Below are 17,775 nucleotides of genomic sequence, written 5' to 3'. Positions count from 1 at the left end.
CCTGTGACCCTGCCCACGACCTCCGCCGACATCCAGGACGCGCTCACCCGCGCCGGCCGCCTCCTCGCCCGGCTGGAGGCGACCCGCGACCGCGACCGAGACGCGCTGGCGGCGCGGACGAAGGCCGTCGCCGCCGCCAAGGGCCGGCTCGCCCAGCGCGACGCGATCGACACCTACCTGCGCGAGTTGCAGCAGGACGCCAACCGGCGCAGCGTCGCGACCTTCGAGACGCTGCTCACCGCCCTCGTCCGGGAGGTGCTGCCCGGCGAGAAGCCGGTGCGCCTGGACCTGACCACCGAGCGCGGCCTGCCGGCCCTCGATATCGGGGTCGAGCGCCCGGATGGCGGCCGCGAGGACGTGCTGGAGGACAATGGCGGCGCGATGACCAACGTGGTCGGGATGGCGTTACGCCTGATCGCCGTGGTCAAGGCCGGGGTCGGCCGCTTTCTCGCCCTCGACGAGGCCGATTGCTGGATCGCGCCGGACCGGGTGCCGGCCTTCTACCGGGTGCTCGACGACGGCGCCGCCCGCCTCGGCGTCCAGTGCCTGGCGATCTCCCATCACGACGTCGCCGGCTTCGAGGCCGGGTTGACGGTGAGCCGCATCGCCGGGCGCCCCGAGACCGGGGTGGCGATCGACGGACCGGCCGCCGCCTGTGCCGCGGCCTGGACGCCCGAGATGGCGGGCTTCCGCTTCATCCGCCTGATCGACGTGCAGGGGTTCGCCGATGCGACCCTGCCGCTGGCGCCGGGGGTCAACGCCCTGGTCGGGCCGAACAACCACGGCAAGTCGACGGTGATCCGGGCGCTCCGGGCGGTGTTCTACGGCGAGGTGCGCGACAGCCTGGTGCGGGCGGGCGCCGGCGCCGCGCGGGTCGAGATCGGCGTCGCCGCGGGCCGGGTGCTGCGCTACGTGCGCCAGCCGAAGCGCACGCCGGTCAACCTGTGGTCGCTGCACGAGGCCGACGGGTCCCTGGTGCAGGACAACGGCACCACCTTCGAGACCGGCGGGCGCGACGTGCCGCCCTGGGTCGAGCGGCTCTACGGCATCACCCGGGTCGAGGACCTCGACGTCCACGTGGCGCATCAGAAGTTCCCGGTCTTCCTGCTCGGCGAGAAGCCGGCCCGGCGCTCGGCCGTTTTGTCGATCGGCCGGGAGGCCGGACTGATCCGCGACATGCAGGCGCTCCAGCGCGAGCGGGTCACCGAGGACCAGCGCACGGTTCGCGAAGGCGAGCGCGAGATCACCCGGCTGCGCGAAGCCCTCGCCGCCCTCGACGGGCTCGACGCCCTGGGCCGGACCGTGCACGGCCTGCAGGACGAGGCCGGCACCCTCGCCGCGGCGTCCGCGGGCCTGCGCGCCCGCGAGGCCCTGGCCGACCGTCTCGCGAGGGCCCGCCGCCTCGCCACCGGCGCCGCCGCCCGGGCCCGGGTTCTCGCCGACCTGCCGGGGCCGGAGACGGGCGCCGAGCTGGGGCGGAGCCTCGCCGAGGCGCGCCACCGCGCGGTCGTGGGCCGGCGGGTGCTGGCGACCGCCGCCGGCCTCGCGGGGGCGGCGGGCCGCGTCGCGGCCCTGGCCGACCTGCCGGAGGTGCCCGCGCCGCGCGGGACGGGCCAGGCCGCCGCCCACGTCGCCCGGCTGCGCCGTCTGGCACGGGACCTTGCCGACGCGGAGCGGCGGGCCGCCGCCCTGCGCGGCCTGCCCGCAGGACTGCCCCAGCCGGTGCTCCGGCCGGACGCCGCCGCGACCGCCCGCCGCCTCGCCGAGATCGGCCGCCGGCTCGCCGAGGCTCAGGGACGCGGGGCCGCGTCCCGCGACGGGCTGGCGGCGGCGGAGGCCGAGATGGCGGCGGTGCTGGCCACGACCGGCGGGCGCTGCCCGGCCTGCGGCCATCCGGCCGCCCCCGCCACGCTGCTCATCGGGCACCGCCATGCCCGGGCGGGGGAGGCGGCATGATCCTCGGCCGCGAGCGGCTCGACGCCGCGCCGGTCGCGTGCGCCGGCCTCCTCGTCATCGGCGATCCGCACGTCTCGTCGCGCCGTCCCGGACGTCGCAAGGATCCCGACTGGCCGGCGCCGGTCCTGGCCAAGCTCGAGCATTGCGTCGCCCTGGCGAACGACCGCGACCTCGCGCCGGTCCTCCTCGGCGACCTGTTCGAGCGGCCGGTCGAGCCGGACGAGAGCCTGAAGTCGCGGCTGATCCGGATCCTCAAGGGTTTTCGCCATCGACCGCTCGCCAATGTCGGCAACCACGACATCCGCCACACCCGCCTCTCCGACGGCGACAGCCTGGCGATGCTGGCGGTGAGCGACGTCCTCGACGTGGTGCCGGAATCCGGGCCGGCGGCTCTCTACCGCCTCGGCGGAACGCGGCTGGGCCTCGGCGCCACGCCGTTCGGGCAGGCGATCCCGAGCGACGTGCGCGGACTCTTTCCCCAAGCCGACGACCCCAGCGCCCGCACGGTCTGGCTCACCCACCACGACCTCGCCTTCGGGGCCGGCTATCCCGGCGCGGTACCGCCGGCGGCGATTCCAGGCTGCGCGCTCGCCATCAACGGCCACGTCCACAGGCGCCACCCGCCGCTGCGGGTGGGCGAGACGCTGTGGTTCAACCCGGGCAACATCACCCGCGGCTCGATCGACCTGATCGCCCACGTCCCGGCGGTCTTCGTACTGTCGGGCGACCTCTCGCTCGCCGAGGAGCGCCTGCCCTTCACGGCGGACGTGTTCGATCTCACCGGCCGACAGGTCGCCGCCGATCCCTCGCCCGAGGCGATCGGCCGGATCGAGAGCGCCTTCGTGTCGCTGCTCCAGGCCGAGACCACCACCGACCTCGCCCGCAGCGACGACGGCGCGCTGATCCGCGAGGAGATCGAGGCGAAGTTCTCCCGCGACGAGACGCCGGAACCGGTGCGGGCGGCGATCCGGTCGCTGATGGAGGCGGCGGTGGCGAAACGGAGCGGGTGAGGGCGATCAAGACTCGATGCGGAACACGCGCGACTGGTCTTTCAGGATGTCGACCAGCGTCTGCCGTAGCTCGCGGACGTTCGCCTCCGCCTGTGCGCGGGTCGTTTTGTTGGCCTCGTCATCGGGAATTTCGGAGCAGAGCTTTTCGGCTCGCCGTAGAAGGAAGCGCGTGCCCTGATACCGCGCATAGTTGAGTCCCATGCCGGCCAGGACAGGAGACAGGCTCGCGACGCCGATGGCGAGCCAAGGAGCCGCAGCCTCGATCAAAACCCGGGTATTCGCAGCCAGCTCAAGCGATTGCGCCCAGACGATGAACCCTGATCCGGTTCCGGCGCTTGCGACACCGGAGAGAACTGCTTTGCGTCGAGGACGTGAACGGTGCTGACCGACTGCTCCACTACGCGGCTTTGTCATCTCGGATCCGACGTTTCACGATCTCATGGAAGCGCTTCAGTTCCGTCGGATTGGCACGAAGGATCGCCTCGGGAGTTATCTCGCGGACGACGCGGCCATTACGGTCTTTAATGAAGAGTCTGGATGGAAACAGGTTTCGCCACATCTCTCGGGCAAGTAGAGTTAGAGGAATAGCGATCGAAAATATCGATACTGCTATGATGACCTCTTCTGCCACGTCGCCCTCCCAAATCGACCCTGTTCGCGCATCAAATAACCAGACATTGGTTAGAAGGACTCTATCAACTCGCAGTTTTCTGCCCCGTTCCAACCCTCCTAGCAAGGAATATTTTCGATTCTGCACCGCCCAGAGGCATCGATTATAATTTCATATATTTTGCAAATATTACCGAATAATATATCTTTCTGTATATAATCCATATCAGCTTCAACGGTGAATCCATGGACAAAATTTAGCGCCCGCAACAGATCGCGGACGCATTTCATTCGTCCTGTAAGATACACTGTAGCCTATCTCGACTCCCTTCTCAGAACCCGAACGGATCCGGATACGGCAACGCCCGTCGCCGCACCGGCGTCTCGGGCAGGATCGGCCGGCTGGTATCCACCGCCACCAGCCCCTCGACCGCCAGCGCCAGCACCGCCGCGACGCCATCCTGGGCGTTGATCGCCATGGCGGCGCACTCGACCAGGCGCCCGGTGCCGCACTCGTCGAGATGGTGCAGGATCCGCACCCGGTCGCCCGCCGAGACGGAGGTGCGGCGACAGGCCATGATCAGGCGCACGGTCGAGATCCGCGGCTCGGCCCGCAGGGTCGCGGCGCTCTCGATGACGAAGCGGCGACCGTCCTCGGCCACGACCGGCTCGCCCGCCACGTAGGCTGTACGGAACGGGTGGCGGCCGAGATCGGCCTCCGCCACCACGTCGATCAGCAGGCCCGGCTCGTCGGTGCGCCATTGCTCGAAATCGGCGGCATGCTCGACCATCGTGTCGCCGAGCGCCAGGCGGACCGGGGCGGGGGCGGCGCGCAGGCGCTCCACCGCCGGGTCGAGGGCGGCGATGGCGAGGAAATCCGCCACCAGGGCCGGGCGGGGCACCGCCGGCGCGAGGGTCGCGCCGCGCCGGGAGGCCGCGCCCCGCACCGCGCTGCGGCGCAGGCCCGGTCGCTCGAGCAGGGTCGAGGAATCGAGGAGGGCGGGGGTGCTCATGCGGGACTCCGAAAAGGCGGGGGACCTTGCGTCAGGGCGACCTGGGTGCGGCGGGATACAGCCAACGAGCCACAGTCTTGCACCGAAAGCTCTTTAGGAACATTTAGCGAACATACCCGTCCGGGGCAACGGTGGCGAAATCCCCTCCCTGAAAGCGCGGCCGTTACGGACCGCGAATGATCTGGCAAGGTCGTGGCGCCAAGCGACAGGCGCGACAAAACATCATCATGCCGCACTGATTTGTCTGATCCGGATATCGCGAAAACGCTCGCGCATCCCCATTTTGCATGCTAGACGGAACAAACGTGGAACCGGTCGTCTCGCCCCGTCCGGAGCCGCTGTCAGCAGGTGAGATCGATCGAGATGAGCGCAACCACGGACAAGCAGATCGCGGATATCCTCGCCACCTACGGCGAACCGCTGGCCGGCAACGTCTGGCGCGTGCAGGGCACCGCCGTCATCTACCACAAGGCCCTGGAGCGGATCGCCGTGCAGGCCCGCATCCGCTTCGATGCGCCGGTGATCGTGCGGGCGGAGCGGGACGAGGCGGTGATTCTGGTGACCGGTCACATGCCGGGCCCGAACGGCGACCGCACCGAGTGGTCGATCGGCGAGGCCCTGATCGGTGTGAACTACCGCGTCTCCGGCAGGCAGGCGGCCTACGTCTTCGCCATGGCGGAGAAGCGGGCCAAGGACCGGGTGATCCTCAAGCTCGCCGGCCTGCACGGCCTGCTCTATTCCGAGGACGAGGCCGACGAGTTCAAGGCGAGCCGGCCCGACCTGGTGGCGGCGAACCAGTCGCGCCGGCCCGAGCCGGCGCGCGAGGCCGACGACGCCGAGCGCGAGGCGGAGGTCGCCAACGACGTCGAGGCGGCGCCCGCCGGAACCGGCGGCGCATCGGAATCCGAGCTGACCGCGCGCATCGACCAGGCGCAGTCGATCAACGCCGTCACCGACCTGATGCTCGCTCCCGAAACGCAGGCCGCGCTCGCCGCGATGCCGCCGGGCCTGCGCGACGAGGTGCGCGAGCACGCCAAGGCGCGGCTCGTGGCGCTCGGCTGGCCGGCCCGCAACCCGGCCAAGGGCCGCAAGGCCGCGGTGGCGTGACCCGTCCCCCCAAGTCGATGACGGGGCCGCCCGCGCGCGCGGGCGGCCTTTGTTCTGGGCGCCGTCCCGGCCCCTGACCGGATCGTGACCGTGGACGGATCATGTTCGCGCTTGCTCCCCGGGCGCCGGCCCGCATGATCGCGCCCCGGCGCGAGACGGCGCCGTGACAAGGGGAGGGCCGGAATGGCGATGAGCGACGACGCACGGGGCGACGATGCGGGCGACCTCGAACAGCTCGACGGCCTGGTGACCCCGCCCTTCTCGCGGCGCGGCTTCGTGATGACGAGCCTGATGACCGGGCTGACACTGGCCACCACCCGGGTCGAGGCGCAGGCGATCCATACCGACGAGACCGGCATCGTCGCCGGCGAGGTGCGGATCCCGGTCGGCGACGGGCCGATGCCGGCCTACCGGGCGATGCCGCAGGGGGCCGGACCGTTCCCGATCGTGCTCGTCGTCGAGGAGATCTTCGGGGTCCACGACTACATCAAGGACATCTGCCGGCGGCTCGCCAAGGCCGGCTATACGGCCGTGGCGCCGGAACTCTTCGCCCGCCAGGGCGACGTCTCGAAGATGACCGACGTGCAGGAGATCGTCCGCGAGGTGGTGTCGAAGACGCCGGACGCGCAGGTGATGGGCGACCTCGACGCCGCCGCCGCCTGGGCGGCGGCCGAGGCCAAGGGCGATTCCGGCAAGCTCGGCATCACCGGCTGGTGCCGTGGCGGTCGCACCGTGTGGCTCTATGCCGCCCACAGCGCCAGCCTGAAGGCCGGCGTCGCCTGGTACGGCAATTTCGGCGGCACCCGCACCGGCATCCAGCCCAGGACCGCCGCCGACGTGATCCCGGACATCCGCGCGCCGATCCTCGGCCTCTACGGCGCCGCCGACACCGGCATCCCGGTCGCCGACGTCGAGAAGGCACGGGATGCCGCCAAGGCGGCGGGCAAGGATGTCGAGATCGTGATCTTCCCGGACGCCCCGCACGGCTTCCACGCCGATTACCGCCCGAGCTACCGCAAGGGCCCGGCGGAGGAGGGCTGGACCCGCATGCTGGCGTGGTTCCGGCAGCACGGCGTCGCCTGAATATCCGCCGGTGTTGCGGCGGCCCTTGCATTGCCGCAACACCTCGGAAAGGATGAGAGCAGGGTCCCGGGAGCTATGCAACCACTGGGCCGTCCGCTCGTTCCCTGCACATGACCGAGTCCAGCGCAGCCGCGAAGACCCAGCCCGTGATCCTGGTCGTCGAGGACGAACCGGAGGAGCGTTTCCTCGCGGCCACGCTGCTGGAGGAAACCGGCTTCCGCGTCATCGAGGCCGAGACCGCCGAGAAGGCGCTCGCCATCCTGCGCGAACGCGGGGACGAGGTGAACGTCGTCTTCTCGGACGTGCGGACTCCCGGCCAGATCGGCGGCTTCGAGCTGGCGCGGATCATCGGCGTGACCTGGCCGCGGGTGCACGTCCTGCTGACCTCCGGCGATGCCGGCGACCAGCCGAGCGACCTGCGGATGTCGGCCACCTTCATCCCGAAGCCGTGGCGGGCGCTCGACATTCTCACCCTGGTCGAGCAGGCGGCGGGGTACCGCGCGGCGGGCGACGCGCACTAGACCGCCGCCCGATCGCGGTGCGATCGAAAGGCGCGTCCGGCTCTCGTGTTCGGCCGCATTGCCGGCGACGAAGCGGCATCCGCTTCGTCACACGGTGTTCTAACCCTCATCTCACCTCGAAGATCCCGTCCACCTCCACGCTCGCATTGGCCGGCAGGCTCGCGACGCCGATCGCCGTGCGGGCGTGGCGACCGGCCTCGCCGAACAGTTCCGCCATCAGCTCGGAGGCGCCGTTCACCGCCTTCGGGACGTCGGGCCAGCCCTGCTCCACCTGCACGAAGCCGCCGAGACGGTGGCAGCGCACCACGCGGTCGAGGTCGCCGTCGAGGGCGAGGCTCAAACCCGCCAGGAGATTGAGGGCGCAGATCCGCGCCGCCTCCCGCCCGGCCGCGATGTCGGTGACGGGGCCGGTGAAGCGCACCTCGCCCTCCCACTCGCAGATCTGCCCGGCCAGCCACAGGGTCGAGCCGATGCGCGAGAACGGCAGGAAGGCGCCGCGGGGCTCGGGCACCCGCGGCAACGTCAGCCCGAGGGCGGCGAGGCGGCGGGCGGGCTCGCCGCGCAGGGTAGGGGGTTGGCTCATCGAGGCCTCGTGAGGGATTGATGCAGCACCGATCTCCGCTCGATCACGTCCGGTGCGATCAAGTCCGGGGAAAGTAGGGCGCATCTCGCCTCGCCCATACGGGGGACCGCCGTCACGCCCCGCGGCCCGACCGGCTCACCCTCCGCGGGGAGGCGTCGCGGGGCCCGTGAGGCACCGCCGAGGCTCATGCGGCGCGCCCAAATCCTGTTTCGTCGACGTGAGGACGCATCGCGTTGCCCGGCGAGAGCCGGCGGCGAGGCCGCCGACGCAGTGCCCGGAGAAAATACTTACCTAAGGGAACGTCCCGGCGGGGCCGCGATTTTAATCCCTGCATCGAAGCTTTGTGACCAGAAAACTCCCATGCTCCGACCACGATTTCTCAGAGCCGTCCTCCTTCTCGGCGCCGTCGCCCTGCCGGGCGCGGCCGACGCGGCGACGGCGGTCGCCACCGCCGACATCAACCTGCGCGCCGGCCCCTCCACCGCCTATCCATCCGTCAACGTCGTGCCGGACGGTCAAGCCGTCGATGTCCGCGGGTGCCTCGCCAACCGCTCCTGGTGCGACGTCGATTACGACGGCCAGCGCGGGTGGATGTCGTCGGACTACCTCGCCTTCCTACGCGGCGGCGCGCGTTATACCGGCGAAGAGGCCGCGTCCTATATCGGCGCTCCCGTCATCACCTTCTCGTTCGGCGATTACTGGGACCGCTACTATCGCGACCGGCCCTTCTATCGGGAGCGTGAGCGCTGGGATGGAATCTACGGCGAACGCATCTTCGACAACGCGCCGCCTCCACCTCCTCCCGCGGCCGGGCCGCCGCCCGCGCCTCCGCCGGTCGCACCGCCGCCGCCCGGACATCCTCCGGGTGCGCCGCCCCCGCCCCCGCCCGGACCTGCGGCCGGCGGGCCACCACCGCCCCCGCCCGGACATCCGGGTGGACCGCCGGGTGGACCTCCCGGGGGTCCGCCGCGGCCCTGACGGAGCCCGGAGGCCCGACCCTCGCTCCGGCGGGGCGGGCCTCCGATATCGCCGGCATCGACGGCGTTTGCCGCCGGGCGAAAACGGGAAACCCCTCGTTCATCCTCCCTCCCGGCGGACGTGCCTGGGGGACCTGCCATGGGTGCCGAAGGTGGCACCGGCCCTTGTCCGACCGTGTCCCCTTGAGAAGGGCGCGGGAGGGGGCCCGCGCGTCACGTCACGGGGACGGATCGAGCGAAGACCGGATCAATAGCGCCGCGCGCCGGGGATCGGCGGCGGCACGACGAAGACCCCGCCGGGCGGCGGCATCGGAGTCGCAGAAGGGCCGCCATAGGGGGCGGGGCCGTAGCGGTCATAGCGGTCGTAGCGGGGATCGTAGCGATCCGCCCGGGACCGGTCGTCCCGCCAGCGGCCCTCCGCGTCCCGGCGGTCGCGGTCATCGCGGTCGCGCCGGCGGGGCATGATCTCGTCCGGGTCGCCGCGCGCGGCCCCCCGCCGGTCGAAGTCCCGGATGCCGTCGCCCCGGTCGTCGTCTCCGAAGCGTGGACCGTCGCTCCGCCGGACCGCCGGGCGGTCGTCGTAGTCCTCCTGCGCCGAGACCGGACAGGCGAAGAGGCCGACGAGCAGGGCCGCGGCCAAAAGGATTCTCATGGCGACAGGATTCTCATGACGACAGGCTTCTCTTGGATCGGAGCCCCGGAGCGAAAGAAAGGTCGCCAACCAAAGCATGATCCGCCGAAACGGATACCGGCTCGTCGCGGACGATGCGACGAACCAGGGGTCTGGAGCACGGCCCGATCGGGCCGTCCCGAACGACCATCGGGCGCGGTGCGATCAGGCCACCGAGCGATCGTCCCCGGCGGTGTATTCCCGCCACAGCAGCACCAGAGCCGCCATCACGGCCGGGCCGAGAAACAGGCCGAGCAGCCCGAAGCTCTCGACGCCGCCGAGGATCCCGAGCAGCACCCACAGGAAGGGCAGCCGGGTAGCGCCGCCGATCAGGGCCGGGCGGACGAAATGGTCGGCGACGAAGGTGACGACGAGGCCGGCGACCGCCACCACGATGGCCGCGGTGACACCCCCTTGCGCGGCGGCCAGCAGCGCTGCGAGTCCGAAGGCGACGGGCGCCCCGAACGGGATCATCGCGGCGAGCGCCGTGAAGGCGCCGAGCAGAACCGGATGCGGTACGCCGGCGAAGTAATAGACCACGCCGAGCAGGAAACCCTCGCCGAGGCCGACCAGAACCAGCCCGTCGACGGTGCCGTGGACCGAGGCCGCCATCTGGCGCGCCACCCGCTCGCCGCGCGGGCCGAACAGCCGGCGGGTCGCAGACAAGCCCTGCGCCGCCACCGAGGGGCCGTCGCGGAACAGGAAGAACAAGGTCAGGAGCGTGAAGCTGAACAGCATCACCCGGTGGACGATCTGGCTGCCGAAGGTGCGCCCGAACCCGACCAGCGACGAATGGTTGATCGACTGGTCGACCCGCTTCAGCACCTCGGACGAGCCCTGGGGATGGCTCAGGTTCTCCTGCCACCAGGCCGCGACCTTCGCCGCGCCGAAGGGCAGGTGAGAAACGAAGTCCGGCACCGGCCAGCCCTGCTCCTCGATCTGGCGCCAGAACGCGACGGCGTCGTGCGCCTCCCGCGCCGCCTGCACGGCGACCACGATCAGCGGCACCAGGATCACCAGGGCGACCGCCAGGGTGAGGAGGGCCGGCCACAGGATGTTGTGCCTGCCCGGCGGCTTGATCCGCACCAGCCGCTCGCGCAGGGGCCATAGGGCGATCGCCAGGATCACCGCCCAGACCAGCGCCGGCAGGAACGGGTGCAGCACCCACAGGCCGAGGGCGGCGAGCGCGACGACGAGGGCGGCGCGCGCGACGGCGGAGGTGCCGGCGGGCGGCGGCGGGGGGGCAGCGCGTCCCGGCCCGGTCGGGGGCTTCACGTGTTCCATGCCGGTCTCATCCTCCCCACGTCCTGCGCGGGTGCGTCATCCGGCTTGACCTAGGGCGCGGGCCCCCGCGCGGAAACGCCCGCGGTTGCCGGCCCGGCCCCCCTCGTGTATGCGGGCCCCTCGACCGGGCGCGGCCCGGCGGACCCGTTTCGGGTAGGCGGTTTCGTGGCCGGGGCGCGGGCGGTGTCCGGAGGTCGCGCCGTTCGAGCCAGACCTCAGCAGGAAGACGGCTGCACGTCCATGTCCGACACCTTCGACCGCGTCGCCACCATCATCGCCGACGTCGCCGACATCCCGCGCGAGACGATCACGCCGGAGAGCCACGCCATCGACGATCTGGGCATCGACAGCCTGGCCTTCCTCGACATCGCCTTCGAGATCGACAAGACCTTCGGGATCAAGCTGCCCCTCGAGCAGTGGACCCAGGAGGTCAACGAGGGCAAGGTTCCGGCCGAGCAGTACTTCGTGCTGAAGAACCTCTGCGAGCGCATCGACGGCCTGGTGGCCGAGAAGGCCGCCAAGGTCTGATTCGGGTTTAGGCGGCCGCGGGGATGCGCCTCGAATATTTCGACATGATCGACCGGGTCGTGAGCCTCGACCGCGCGAGCGGGCGCATCGCGGCTTTGGCCACGGTGCCGCAGGAGAGCCCGGTCTTCGAGGGACATTTCCCCGGCCACCCCCTGGTGCCCGGCGTCCTCCTGACCGAGACGATGGCTCAAGCCTCGGGCTACCTGCTGCTCGCCCGTGCGTCGTTCAGCCACATGCCGTTCCTGATGGGCGTCGACAAGGCACGCTTCCGCACCTTCGTGGGCCCCGGGGCCGAATTGCAGGTCGAGGCGAGCCTGGAGCATGACGGCTCCGGGTACGCCGTGACCAAGGCGGCGATCCGGTCCGAGGGCAAGCCGATCTGCAATGCCGAATTGCGGTTCAGGACCATGCCGTTCCCGGACGGGCTCGGCGCCCTGATGCGCGAGCGCACCGCCCGCATCGGCCTCCTCGACGGAGCGGAATCGTGAGCCGGCAGGTCGAGACACGGAACGTCGTCGTCACGGGCCTCGGGCTCGTCTCCTGCGCCGGCGAGGGCGTCGAGGCGCATCTCGCGGCCTATCGCTCGGGCGACGGCCCGCGCACGGATTCCGCGACCTTCGCGCCCTATCCGGTCCATCCGGTCGCGCCCCTGACGCTCGACGGGCAGATCCCGAAGAAATCCGACCAGCGGCAGATGGAGCCGTGGCAGCGGCTCGGCGTCTACGCCGCCGGGCTCGCCCTGGAGGCGGCCGGCGCCAAGGCGGATGCGGCCCTGAAGGCCGCCATGCACCTCGTCGTGGCGGCGGGCGGCGGCGAGCGCGACTACGCGGTGGACGGGCAGATCCTGACCGGCCTGCGCAATGCGGCCGATCCCGGCGCCTACCTCAACGAGCGGCTGCTGAACGACCTGCGGCCGACGCTCTTTCTCGCCCAGCTCTCGAACCTGCTCGCCGGCAACATCGCCATCGTGCACGGCGTCACCGGCGCCTCGCGCACCTTCATGGGCGAGGAATCGAGCGGGGTCGACGCCCTGCGGATCGCGCAGGCGCGCATCGCCGCCGGCCAGCTCGACATCGTCCTCGTCGGCGGCTCGTACAATGCCGAGCGGCCCGACGTGCTGCTGATCCACGAGATGGGCGGCTACCTGAGCAAGCCCTCGTACCGCCCGGTCTTCGAGCGGGCCGAGACCCCCGGCTTCATCCTCGGCTCCGGCGCCGCCTTCCTGGTGCTGGAGGCCGAAGACCACGCGAGGCGCCGCGGCGCCCGGGCGCTCGCCCGCCTCGACGCGGTGGCGAGCGACCGCACGAAGCGGCGGGACGGCAGCGTCGGCGAGAGCCTGACGGGCCTCTGGAGCAAGGCCGGACTGGCGAAGCCCGATGCCGTGATCTCGGCCGCCACCGGCTGTGCCGGCATCACCGGCGAGGAGCGCGAGGCCCTGAAGACCCTGGCGCCGCAGGTGCCGGTCCGGGCGCTCGGCGACCTCACCGGCCACACGCTGGAGGCCGCCGCTCCCTTCGGCGCGGCGCTGGCGGTCGCCCTGGTGGCGGCCGGCGAGGCGCGCGAGGTCGCCGTCACGACAGTGGGTCATCGCCGGGGCGAGGGCGTGCTGCGCCTCACCACCACGGGGGAGAGCGCATGAGCCGCGACCGCGACGCGATGGGCCGCCCCCTGGTGGCGGTCACCGGCCTCGGCGTGGTGACCTCGCTCGGCCAGGGCGTGTCCGACAACTGGGCCGCGCTGACCGCCGGCCGGTCGGGCATCCACACGATCACCCGCTTCCCGACCGAGGGCCTGCGCACCCGCATCGCCGGCACGGTCGACTTCATCGCCGCCGACCCGATGGTGGCGCCGCTCCTCTCCGAACGCTTCGCCGAGGCGGCCGCCGAGGAGGCGATCGGGCAGGCCGGCCTGTCCGGCGACTTCCCGGGTGCGCTGTTCATGGCGGTGCCGCCGGTCGAGATCGAGTGGCCGCAGCGTCAGGCGCTCGCCGAGGCCGCGGCGTCCAACGGCGACGTGACCTACGCCGACCTGCTGCGGGCCGCCGGGAGCCGGCGCTTCGACGACTGGCACGACCTGTTCATCTTCGGCACCGTCGCCGATCGCATCGCCGACCGGTTCGGCACCAGGGGCTCGCCGATCTCGCTCTCGACCGCCTGCTCGTCGGGCGCGACCGCGATCCAGCTCGGCGTCGAGGCGATCCGCCGCGGCGAGGTCGAGGCGGCGCTCTGCATCGGCACCGACGGCTCGGTGAACCCGGAATCGCTGATCCGGTTCTCGCTGCTCTCCGCCCTCTCGACCCAGAACGATCCGCCCGAGGCCGCGTCCAAGCCCTTCGCCAGGAACCGCGACGGCTTCGTGATGGGCGAGGGCGCCGCCGCCCTGGTGCTGGAGGATGCCGCCCGCGCCCGCGCCCGCGGCGCCCGCATCCTCGGCTACGTGCTCGGCTGCGGCGAGAAGGGCGACGGCTTCCACCGCACCCGCTCGAGCCCGGACGGCGCGCCGATCATCGCGGCGATCCGCGCGGCCCTCGACGATGCCGGCCTGCATCCGGACCAGATCGACACCGTGAACGCCCACGGCACCGGCACGCCGGAGAACGACAAGATGGAGGCGATGGGCTGCCTCGCGGTGCTCGGCGAGCGCATGCGCTCCGTGCCGATCTCCTCCAACAAGTCGATGATCGGCCACACGCTCACCGCCGCCGGCGCGGTCGAGGCGGCGTTCTCGCTCCTCACCATCGCCCACGGCCGGGTGCCCCCGACGCTGAACTACGCCGTGCCGGATCCGGGCATTCCCCTCGACGTGGTCACGAGCGCCCGCGACGTGCCGGTCAGGACGGTGCTGTCGAACTCCTTCGGCTTCGGCGGCCAGAATACCTGCCTGGTGTTCGGGGCGGAGCCGACATGAGTTCCACAGGCATGAGCGCGCCCGTGCACAATCGCCGCGTCCTCGTCACCGGTGGCGGGCGGGGTCTCGGCGCCGCCATCGTGCGGGCGCTGGCGGCCGCCGGCCACGACGTCGACTTCACCTATCGCGGCTCGCGGGACGCCGCAGAGGCACTCACCCTCGAGCTCACCGCGCTCTATCCCGCGCAGCGCCTGCGGCCCCACCCGCTCGACCTGTCGGACAAGGCGGCGCTCGACGATTTCTGCGGCGTGATGGAGGGCGAGGCGATCTTCGGCCTCGTCCACAATGCCGGCCAGCCCTGCGACAGCCTCGCGGCGGTGCTCGACCAGGACCGTGCGGAAGCCGCCATGCAGGTCAACTTCTGGTCGCTCACCCGCATCGCCAAGGCGCTGGTGCGGCCTATGACCCGGGCGAAGGCCGGGCGCATCGTGGCGATCGGCTCGGTGGCGGCGCTCCGGGCCAATCCGGGCAACGCGGCCTATGCGGCGAGCAAGGGCGCGCTGATCGCCTATTGCCGGACGCTGGCGATCGAGTCGGCGCGGCGCGGCGTCACCGTCAACGTGGTGGCCCCGGGCTTCGTTGATACCGACATGATGGCGCCCTACGCCGCCCACCGCGCCGGAATGGAGAAGCAGATCCCGGCCGGGCGCTTCGCCGCGCCGGAGGAGGTGGCCGAACTGGTCGCATTCCTGGTGAGCCCCGCGGCGGGCTACATCACCGGGGCGGTGCTGCCGGTGGATGGTGGCCTCACCGCGATGATGGGCATCCACCGCACCTGACGAAACGGACCATGCGGCACCCCCTCCTGAGCGCCCTCTCGGGCGCCGCCGCGGCGGCGGCCCTCCTCCTCGTTCCGGCGTCCGTCGAGGCACAGGATTTTGGCCGGCTGGAAATCTTCCGGGTCGAGGGATTGCCGCCGGGCGACACGCTGAGCATCCGCGAGGCGCCGGACGCCGAGTCCCCGGCTCTGGCGCAGGCCCCGTCCCGCGGGCGGCTGCGCGGCTTCGGCTGCACCAACGAGACCCCGAGCGGCCTGACCTGGTGCCGGGTCAAGCTCGGACCCATCGTCGGCTGGGCGAGGCGGCGGTACCTGACGCCGGAGTGAGGCGGCGTTGTCGTCCCTGGCCCACCGGTTTAAGTCCGGCTGACACGAAGGCGCGGGATTCCCTCTCCCGTGTGTTCCGCCATTTAAATGTGGTGCGCCTCTCCTCCCCCTCGTGGGGAGGAGCCGGAGATGGGGGTGGTGCCGGATCGAGCGCAGCGGTGCCTCCTGCACCACCCCCACCCCTAACCCCTCCCCGCAAGGGGGAGGGGAAGCGCGCTCGTCTCACGAAGGACCCTGATGAAAGCGCTCCAGCTCTTCGGCGACCGCGACCTGCGCCTGACCGAGGTCGCCGACCCGCATGCCCCCGGCCCCGGCGAGGTGCAGATCCGGGTCCGCGCCGTCGGTCTCAACTTCATCGACGTGTGGGGCTTTCGCGGCATGGCCTTCGCCAAGCGCAAGCTGCCGCTCACCGTCGGGGCCGAGGCCGCCGGCGAGATCGCGGCGCTCGGCGAGGGCGTCGAGGGGCTCTCGGTCGGCGACAAGGTCGCCCCCTACGGCGCGCTCACCTGCGGCCGATGCCGCGCCTGTCGCGAGGGCCGCGACAACCTGTGCGAGGACGTCGGCGGCGTGCTCGGCTTCCACGTCGACGGCTTCGCCCGCGAATTCGTCAACCTGCCGGCCCGGCTGGTGGTGCGGGTGCCCGACGGCGTCAGCTTCACCGACGCCGCCTGCGCGCCGGTCGCCTTCGGCACCGTGCAGCACATGCTGTTCGACAACGCCAGGCTCGAGCCGGGCGAGACCATCCTGGTCCATGCCGGCGGGTCGGGCATCGGCACCACGGCGATCAAGATGGCGAAGGCGATCGGCTGCACGGTGTTCACCACCGTCGGCGACGACGCCAAGGGCGAGAAGGCGAAGGCGCTGGGCGCCGACCACGTCATCAACTACCGCACCGAGCGCTTCGAGGGCGAGGTGCGCAAGGCCACGAAGCGCAAGGGCGTCGACGTGGTGTTCGAGCATGTCGGCCCGGAGACCTGGAACGGCTCGCTGCTCTGCCTCAAGCGCGGCGGCCGGCTCGTCACCTGCGGCTCGACCTCCGGCGTCTCCACCACCATGAACCTGATGCAGCTGTTCCAGCAGCAATACCGCATCACCGGCTCGTTCGGCTGCCGCCTCGCCAACATCCGCGATGCGCTCGCCAAGATGGCCGACGGGATGAATCCGGTGATCGACACCGTGCTGCCGCTCGGCGATTTCGCGCAAGGGCTGGAGCGGCTCGAGTCGCGCAAGGTGTTCGGCAAGATCCTGGTCACGCTCTGACGGCCACAGGCGCGGAGGAAGTGCGCGAGGATCACCCTCGCGCTCTTGCGCAAACGCATCCGGCGCGGGAAGAGGCGGTGTGCAGGGCGCGACGATCCCGCACACCGCTTCCCGATCGCCCGTTCTCCCGCACCGGATTACTTCGTGACCATCGTCGTGCTGCGTCTGAAGCTGAGGCTCTACCGCGCCCTGTCCCGCCTCGCCGGCCTGCCGATGGTCTTTGTGGTGCGGGCCCTGTTCGCGCTGGCCCGCCTCCTCGGCCCGGCCCGCGCCGCGGCGGCGGGCGCCGCGATCGCCCGGGCGATCGGGCCGCGGCTGCCCTCGCACCGCACGGCGCTCAAGAACCTGCGCCAGTCCTTCCCGCAGAAGAGCGAAGCCGAGATCGCCGCCATCGCGCGCGGCTCCTGGGACAATCTCGGCCGCACCGGTGCCGAATACGCCCACCTGGCCGAGATCTTCGACTACGATCCGCGGGCCGCGACGCCGGGGCGGATCGAGGTCGAGGGCATCGAGCACTTCTTCTCCCTGCGCGACGACGGGAAGCCGGGGCTGATCTTCTCGGCCCATCTCGGCAACTGGGAATTGCCGGCGATCTGCGCGGCCCGGTTCGGACTGGAGGCGAGCGCGGTGTTCCGCCCGCCGAACAGCCCGGCGGCGGCGCAGCTGGTGCAGGAGGTGCGCCGCGCCACCATGGGCGGCCTGACCGCGGCGGGGCCCGGCGCCGCCTTCGCGATGCGGGGGGTGGTGGAGCGCGGCGGCCATCTCGGGATGCTGGTCGACCAGCACTTCACCCGCGGGGTGGTGGTGGATTTCCTCGGACAGCCGGCCCTGGTCAACCCGCTGCTCGGAAAGCTCGCCCGCTACTACGACTGCCCGGTCCACGGGGTGCGGGTGATCCGCCTGGCCCGAGACCGCTTCCGCCTGGAGCTGACGCCGGCGCTGACCCTGCCGCGAGACGCCGGCGGCGCCATCGACGTGCAGGGAGCGATGCAGGCGATGACCGACGTGATCGCCGGATGGGTGCGCGAGCATCCCGAGCAATGGCTGTGGATGCACCGGCGCTGGCGCCCCGCCATGCTGCCTAGCGCCGCGGCCGCCCATGCGCCGGCCGCCCCAATCCCCCGATCCCGTGCCTCAAGCTAACGTGACTTCTCTCCGCCCA

The 17,775-nt window shown here is 71.6% G+C and carries 20 protein-coding genes; 14 read left to right on the top strand and 6 right to left on the bottom strand.

All coding sequences use genetic code 11. From position 1 onward, the window contains the following. The first annotated feature begins 3 nt into the window (after window positions 1–3). Together G4G93_RS23425 and G4G93_RS23420 are read left to right on the top strand one after the other, a co-directional pair. A complete protein-coding gene (locus G4G93_RS23425) occupies window positions 4–1,956 on the top strand; it encodes an AAA family ATPase (protein ID WP_312892232.1) in 1,953 nt (650 codons plus the stop codon). Further along, the gene (locus tag G4G93_RS23420) at window positions 1,953–2,966 is read left to right on the top strand and encodes a hypothetical protein (RefSeq protein WP_165087699.1); all 1,014 of its coding nucleotides are present in this window, start codon (window positions 1,953–1,955) and stop codon (window positions 2,964–2,966) included. The genes G4G93_RS23425 and G4G93_RS23420 overlap by 4 nt, the downstream gene beginning before the upstream one ends. A gap of 6 nt (window positions 2,967–2,972) precedes the next feature. On the opposite strand, the gene G4G93_RS23415 is transcribed toward G4G93_RS23420, so the two are convergent. The 3 genes from G4G93_RS23415 to G4G93_RS23405 form a co-directional block, all read right to left on the bottom strand. Further along, window positions 2,973–3,380 carry a hypothetical protein gene (locus G4G93_RS23415; protein WP_165087697.1) on the bottom strand — a complete coding sequence of 136 codons (408 nt, stop codon included), beginning with the start codon at window positions 3,378–3,380 and terminating at the stop codon, window positions 2,973–2,975. Next, window positions 3,364–3,597, bottom strand: coding sequence for a hypothetical protein (locus tag G4G93_RS23410; protein WP_165087694.1), 234 nt, complete (start codon window positions 3,595–3,597; stop codon window positions 3,364–3,366). The genes G4G93_RS23415 and G4G93_RS23410 overlap by 17 nt, the downstream gene beginning before the upstream one ends. 310 nt (window positions 3,598–3,907) lie before the next feature. After that, window positions 3,908–4,588, bottom strand: a complete 681-nt coding sequence (locus tag G4G93_RS23405; RefSeq protein ID WP_165087691.1) for a hypothetical protein — start codon at window positions 4,586–4,588, stop codon at window positions 3,908–3,910. A gap of 363 nt (window positions 4,589–4,951) precedes the next feature. Here G4G93_RS23405 and G4G93_RS23400 point away from each other — a divergent pair, with 363 nt between their 5' ends. The 3 genes from G4G93_RS23400 to G4G93_RS23390 all read left to right on the top strand — a co-directional run bounded on the left by G4G93_RS23400 (window position 4,952) and on the right by G4G93_RS23390 (window position 7,299). Continuing rightward, a complete protein-coding gene (locus G4G93_RS23400) occupies window positions 4,952–5,695 on the top strand; it encodes a trna delta -isopentenylpyrophosphate transferase (protein ID WP_165087689.1) in 744 nt (247 codons plus the stop codon). Window positions 5,696–5,884: 189 nt separating this feature from the next. Next, entirely contained in the window at window positions 5,885–6,778 is an 894-nt protein-coding gene (locus G4G93_RS23395) for a dienelactone hydrolase family protein (RefSeq protein ID WP_165087952.1), read from the top strand. Window positions 6,779–6,888: 110 nt separating this feature from the next. Next, a complete protein-coding gene (locus G4G93_RS23390) occupies window positions 6,889–7,299 on the top strand; it encodes a response regulator (RefSeq protein WP_165087686.1) in 411 nt (136 codons plus the stop codon). Window positions 7,300–7,405: 106 nt separating this feature from the next. Here the strand turns inward: G4G93_RS23390 and G4G93_RS23385 are convergent, their stop codons facing one another. Further along, a complete protein-coding gene (locus G4G93_RS23385; protein ID WP_165087684.1) occupies window positions 7,406–7,882 on the bottom strand; it encodes a RidA family protein in 477 nt (158 codons plus the stop codon). A 360-nt stretch (window positions 7,883–8,242) separates the two neighbouring features. Here G4G93_RS23385 and G4G93_RS23380 point away from each other — a divergent pair, with 360 nt between their 5' ends. Further along, complete coding sequence (locus tag G4G93_RS23380; protein ID WP_165087681.1) at window positions 8,243–8,860, top strand: SH3 domain-containing protein; 618 nt, start codon at window positions 8,243–8,245, stop codon at window positions 8,858–8,860. Between the two features lie 246 nt (window positions 8,861–9,106). Here the strand turns inward: G4G93_RS23380 and G4G93_RS23375 are convergent, their stop codons facing one another. Beyond that, window positions 9,107–9,511, bottom strand: coding sequence for a hypothetical protein (locus tag G4G93_RS23375; RefSeq protein WP_165087678.1), 405 nt, complete (start codon window positions 9,509–9,511; stop codon window positions 9,107–9,109). 183 nt (window positions 9,512–9,694) lie between these two features. Further along, the gene (locus G4G93_RS23370; RefSeq protein WP_165087675.1) at window positions 9,695–10,813 is read right to left on the bottom strand and encodes an AI-2E family transporter; all 1,119 of its coding nucleotides are present in this window, start codon (window positions 10,811–10,813) and stop codon (window positions 9,695–9,697) included. A gap of 240 nt (window positions 10,814–11,053) precedes the next feature. Between G4G93_RS23370 and G4G93_RS23365 the strand changes: the two genes are divergently transcribed. The 8 genes from G4G93_RS23365 (at window position 11,054) to G4G93_RS23330 (ending at window position 17,756) form a co-directional block, all read left to right on the top strand. After that, a complete protein-coding gene (locus tag G4G93_RS23365; protein ID WP_048462449.1) occupies window positions 11,054–11,341 on the top strand; it encodes an acyl carrier protein in 288 nt (95 codons plus the stop codon). Between the two features lie 23 nt (window positions 11,342–11,364). Further along, on the top strand, window positions 11,365–11,829 hold the full coding sequence (locus G4G93_RS23360; protein ID WP_165087672.1) for a 3-hydroxyacyl-ACP dehydratase FabZ family protein: 465 nt from the start codon (window positions 11,365–11,367) through the stop codon (window positions 11,827–11,829). Beyond that, complete coding sequence (locus tag G4G93_RS23355; RefSeq protein ID WP_165087669.1) at window positions 11,826–12,980, top strand: beta-ketoacyl-ACP synthase; 1,155 nt, start codon at window positions 11,826–11,828, stop codon at window positions 12,978–12,980. The genes G4G93_RS23360 and G4G93_RS23355 overlap by 4 nt, the downstream gene beginning before the upstream one ends. After that, window positions 12,977–14,248: a beta-ketoacyl-ACP synthase gene (locus G4G93_RS23350; RefSeq protein WP_165087666.1), complete on the top strand. Its 1,272-nt coding sequence runs from the start codon at window positions 12,977–12,979 to the stop codon at window positions 14,246–14,248. Before G4G93_RS23355 ends, G4G93_RS23350 begins: the two co-directional genes overlap by 4 nt. Before the next feature lie 11 nt (window positions 14,249–14,259). After that, window positions 14,260–15,027, top strand: a complete 768-nt coding sequence (locus G4G93_RS23345; protein WP_165087663.1) for an SDR family oxidoreductase — start codon at window positions 14,260–14,262, stop codon at window positions 15,025–15,027. Between the two features lie 11 nt (window positions 15,028–15,038). Next, complete coding sequence (locus G4G93_RS23340; protein WP_165087660.1) at window positions 15,039–15,353, top strand: SH3 domain-containing protein; 315 nt, start codon at window positions 15,039–15,041, stop codon at window positions 15,351–15,353. A 237-nt stretch (window positions 15,354–15,590) separates the two neighbouring features. Then, on the top strand, window positions 15,591–16,613 hold the full coding sequence (locus G4G93_RS23335; RefSeq protein ID WP_165087658.1) for a zinc-binding dehydrogenase: 1,023 nt from the start codon (window positions 15,591–15,593) through the stop codon (window positions 16,611–16,613). Between the two features lie 156 nt (window positions 16,614–16,769). Next, window positions 16,770–17,756, top strand: a complete 987-nt coding sequence (locus tag G4G93_RS23330; RefSeq protein WP_165087949.1) for a lipid A biosynthesis lauroyl acyltransferase — start codon at window positions 16,770–16,772, stop codon at window positions 17,754–17,756. The last annotated feature ends 19 nt before the right edge of the window (window positions 17,757–17,775 follow it).

Source organism: Methylobacterium sp. DB0501 (assembly GCF_011043735.1).
Taxonomy (GTDB): Bacteria; Pseudomonadota; Alphaproteobacteria; order Rhizobiales; family Beijerinckiaceae; genus Methylobacterium; species Methylobacterium alsaeris.
This window is presented reverse-complemented; position numbering and strand designations above follow the sequence as displayed.

Bases quoted from the DNA above. Each gene is read 5' to 3' on its own strand.
- G4G93_RS23420 (WP_165087699.1), top strand. From the start codon at position 1,953: ATGATCCTCGGCCGCGAGCGGCTCGACGCCGCGCCGGTCGCGTGCGCC.
- G4G93_RS23415 (WP_165087697.1), bottom strand. From the start codon at position 3,380: ATGACAAAGCCGCGTAGTGGAGCAGTCGGTCAGCACCGTTCACGTCCT.
- G4G93_RS23405 (WP_165087691.1), bottom strand. From the start codon at position 4,588: ATGAGCACCCCCGCCCTCCTCGATTCCTCGACCCTGCTCGAGCGACCG.
- G4G93_RS23400 (WP_165087689.1), top strand. From the start codon at position 4,952: ATGAGCGCAACCACGGACAAGCAGATCGCGGATATCCTCGCCACCTAC.
- G4G93_RS23395 (WP_165087952.1), top strand. From the start codon at position 5,885: ATGAGCGACGACGCACGGGGCGACGATGCGGGCGACCTCGAACAGCTC.
- G4G93_RS23390 (WP_165087686.1), top strand. From the start codon at position 6,889: ATGACCGAGTCCAGCGCAGCCGCGAAGACCCAGCCCGTGATCCTGGTC.
- G4G93_RS23385 (WP_165087684.1), bottom strand. From the start codon at position 7,882: ATGAGCCAACCCCCTACCCTGCGCGGCGAGCCCGCCCGCCGCCTCGCC.
- G4G93_RS23380 (WP_165087681.1), top strand. From the start codon at position 8,243: ATGCTCCGACCACGATTTCTCAGAGCCGTCCTCCTTCTCGGCGCCGTC.
- G4G93_RS23375 (WP_165087678.1), bottom strand. From the start codon at position 9,511: ATGAGAATCCTTTTGGCCGCGGCCCTGCTCGTCGGCCTCTTCGCCTGT.
- G4G93_RS23370 (WP_165087675.1), bottom strand. From the start codon at position 10,813: ATGGAACACGTGAAGCCCCCGACCGGGCCGGGACGCGCTGCCCCCCCG.
- G4G93_RS23365 (WP_048462449.1), top strand. From the start codon at position 11,054: ATGTCCGACACCTTCGACCGCGTCGCCACCATCATCGCCGACGTCGCC.
- G4G93_RS23360 (WP_165087672.1), top strand. From the start codon at position 11,365: ATGCGCCTCGAATATTTCGACATGATCGACCGGGTCGTGAGCCTCGAC.
- G4G93_RS23350 (WP_165087666.1), top strand. From the start codon at position 12,977: ATGAGCCGCGACCGCGACGCGATGGGCCGCCCCCTGGTGGCGGTCACC.
- G4G93_RS23345 (WP_165087663.1), top strand. From the start codon at position 14,260: ATGAGCGCGCCCGTGCACAATCGCCGCGTCCTCGTCACCGGTGGCGGG.
- G4G93_RS23340 (WP_165087660.1), top strand. From the start codon at position 15,039: ATGCGGCACCCCCTCCTGAGCGCCCTCTCGGGCGCCGCCGCGGCGGCG.
- G4G93_RS23335 (WP_165087658.1), top strand. From the start codon at position 15,591: ATGAAAGCGCTCCAGCTCTTCGGCGACCGCGACCTGCGCCTGACCGAG.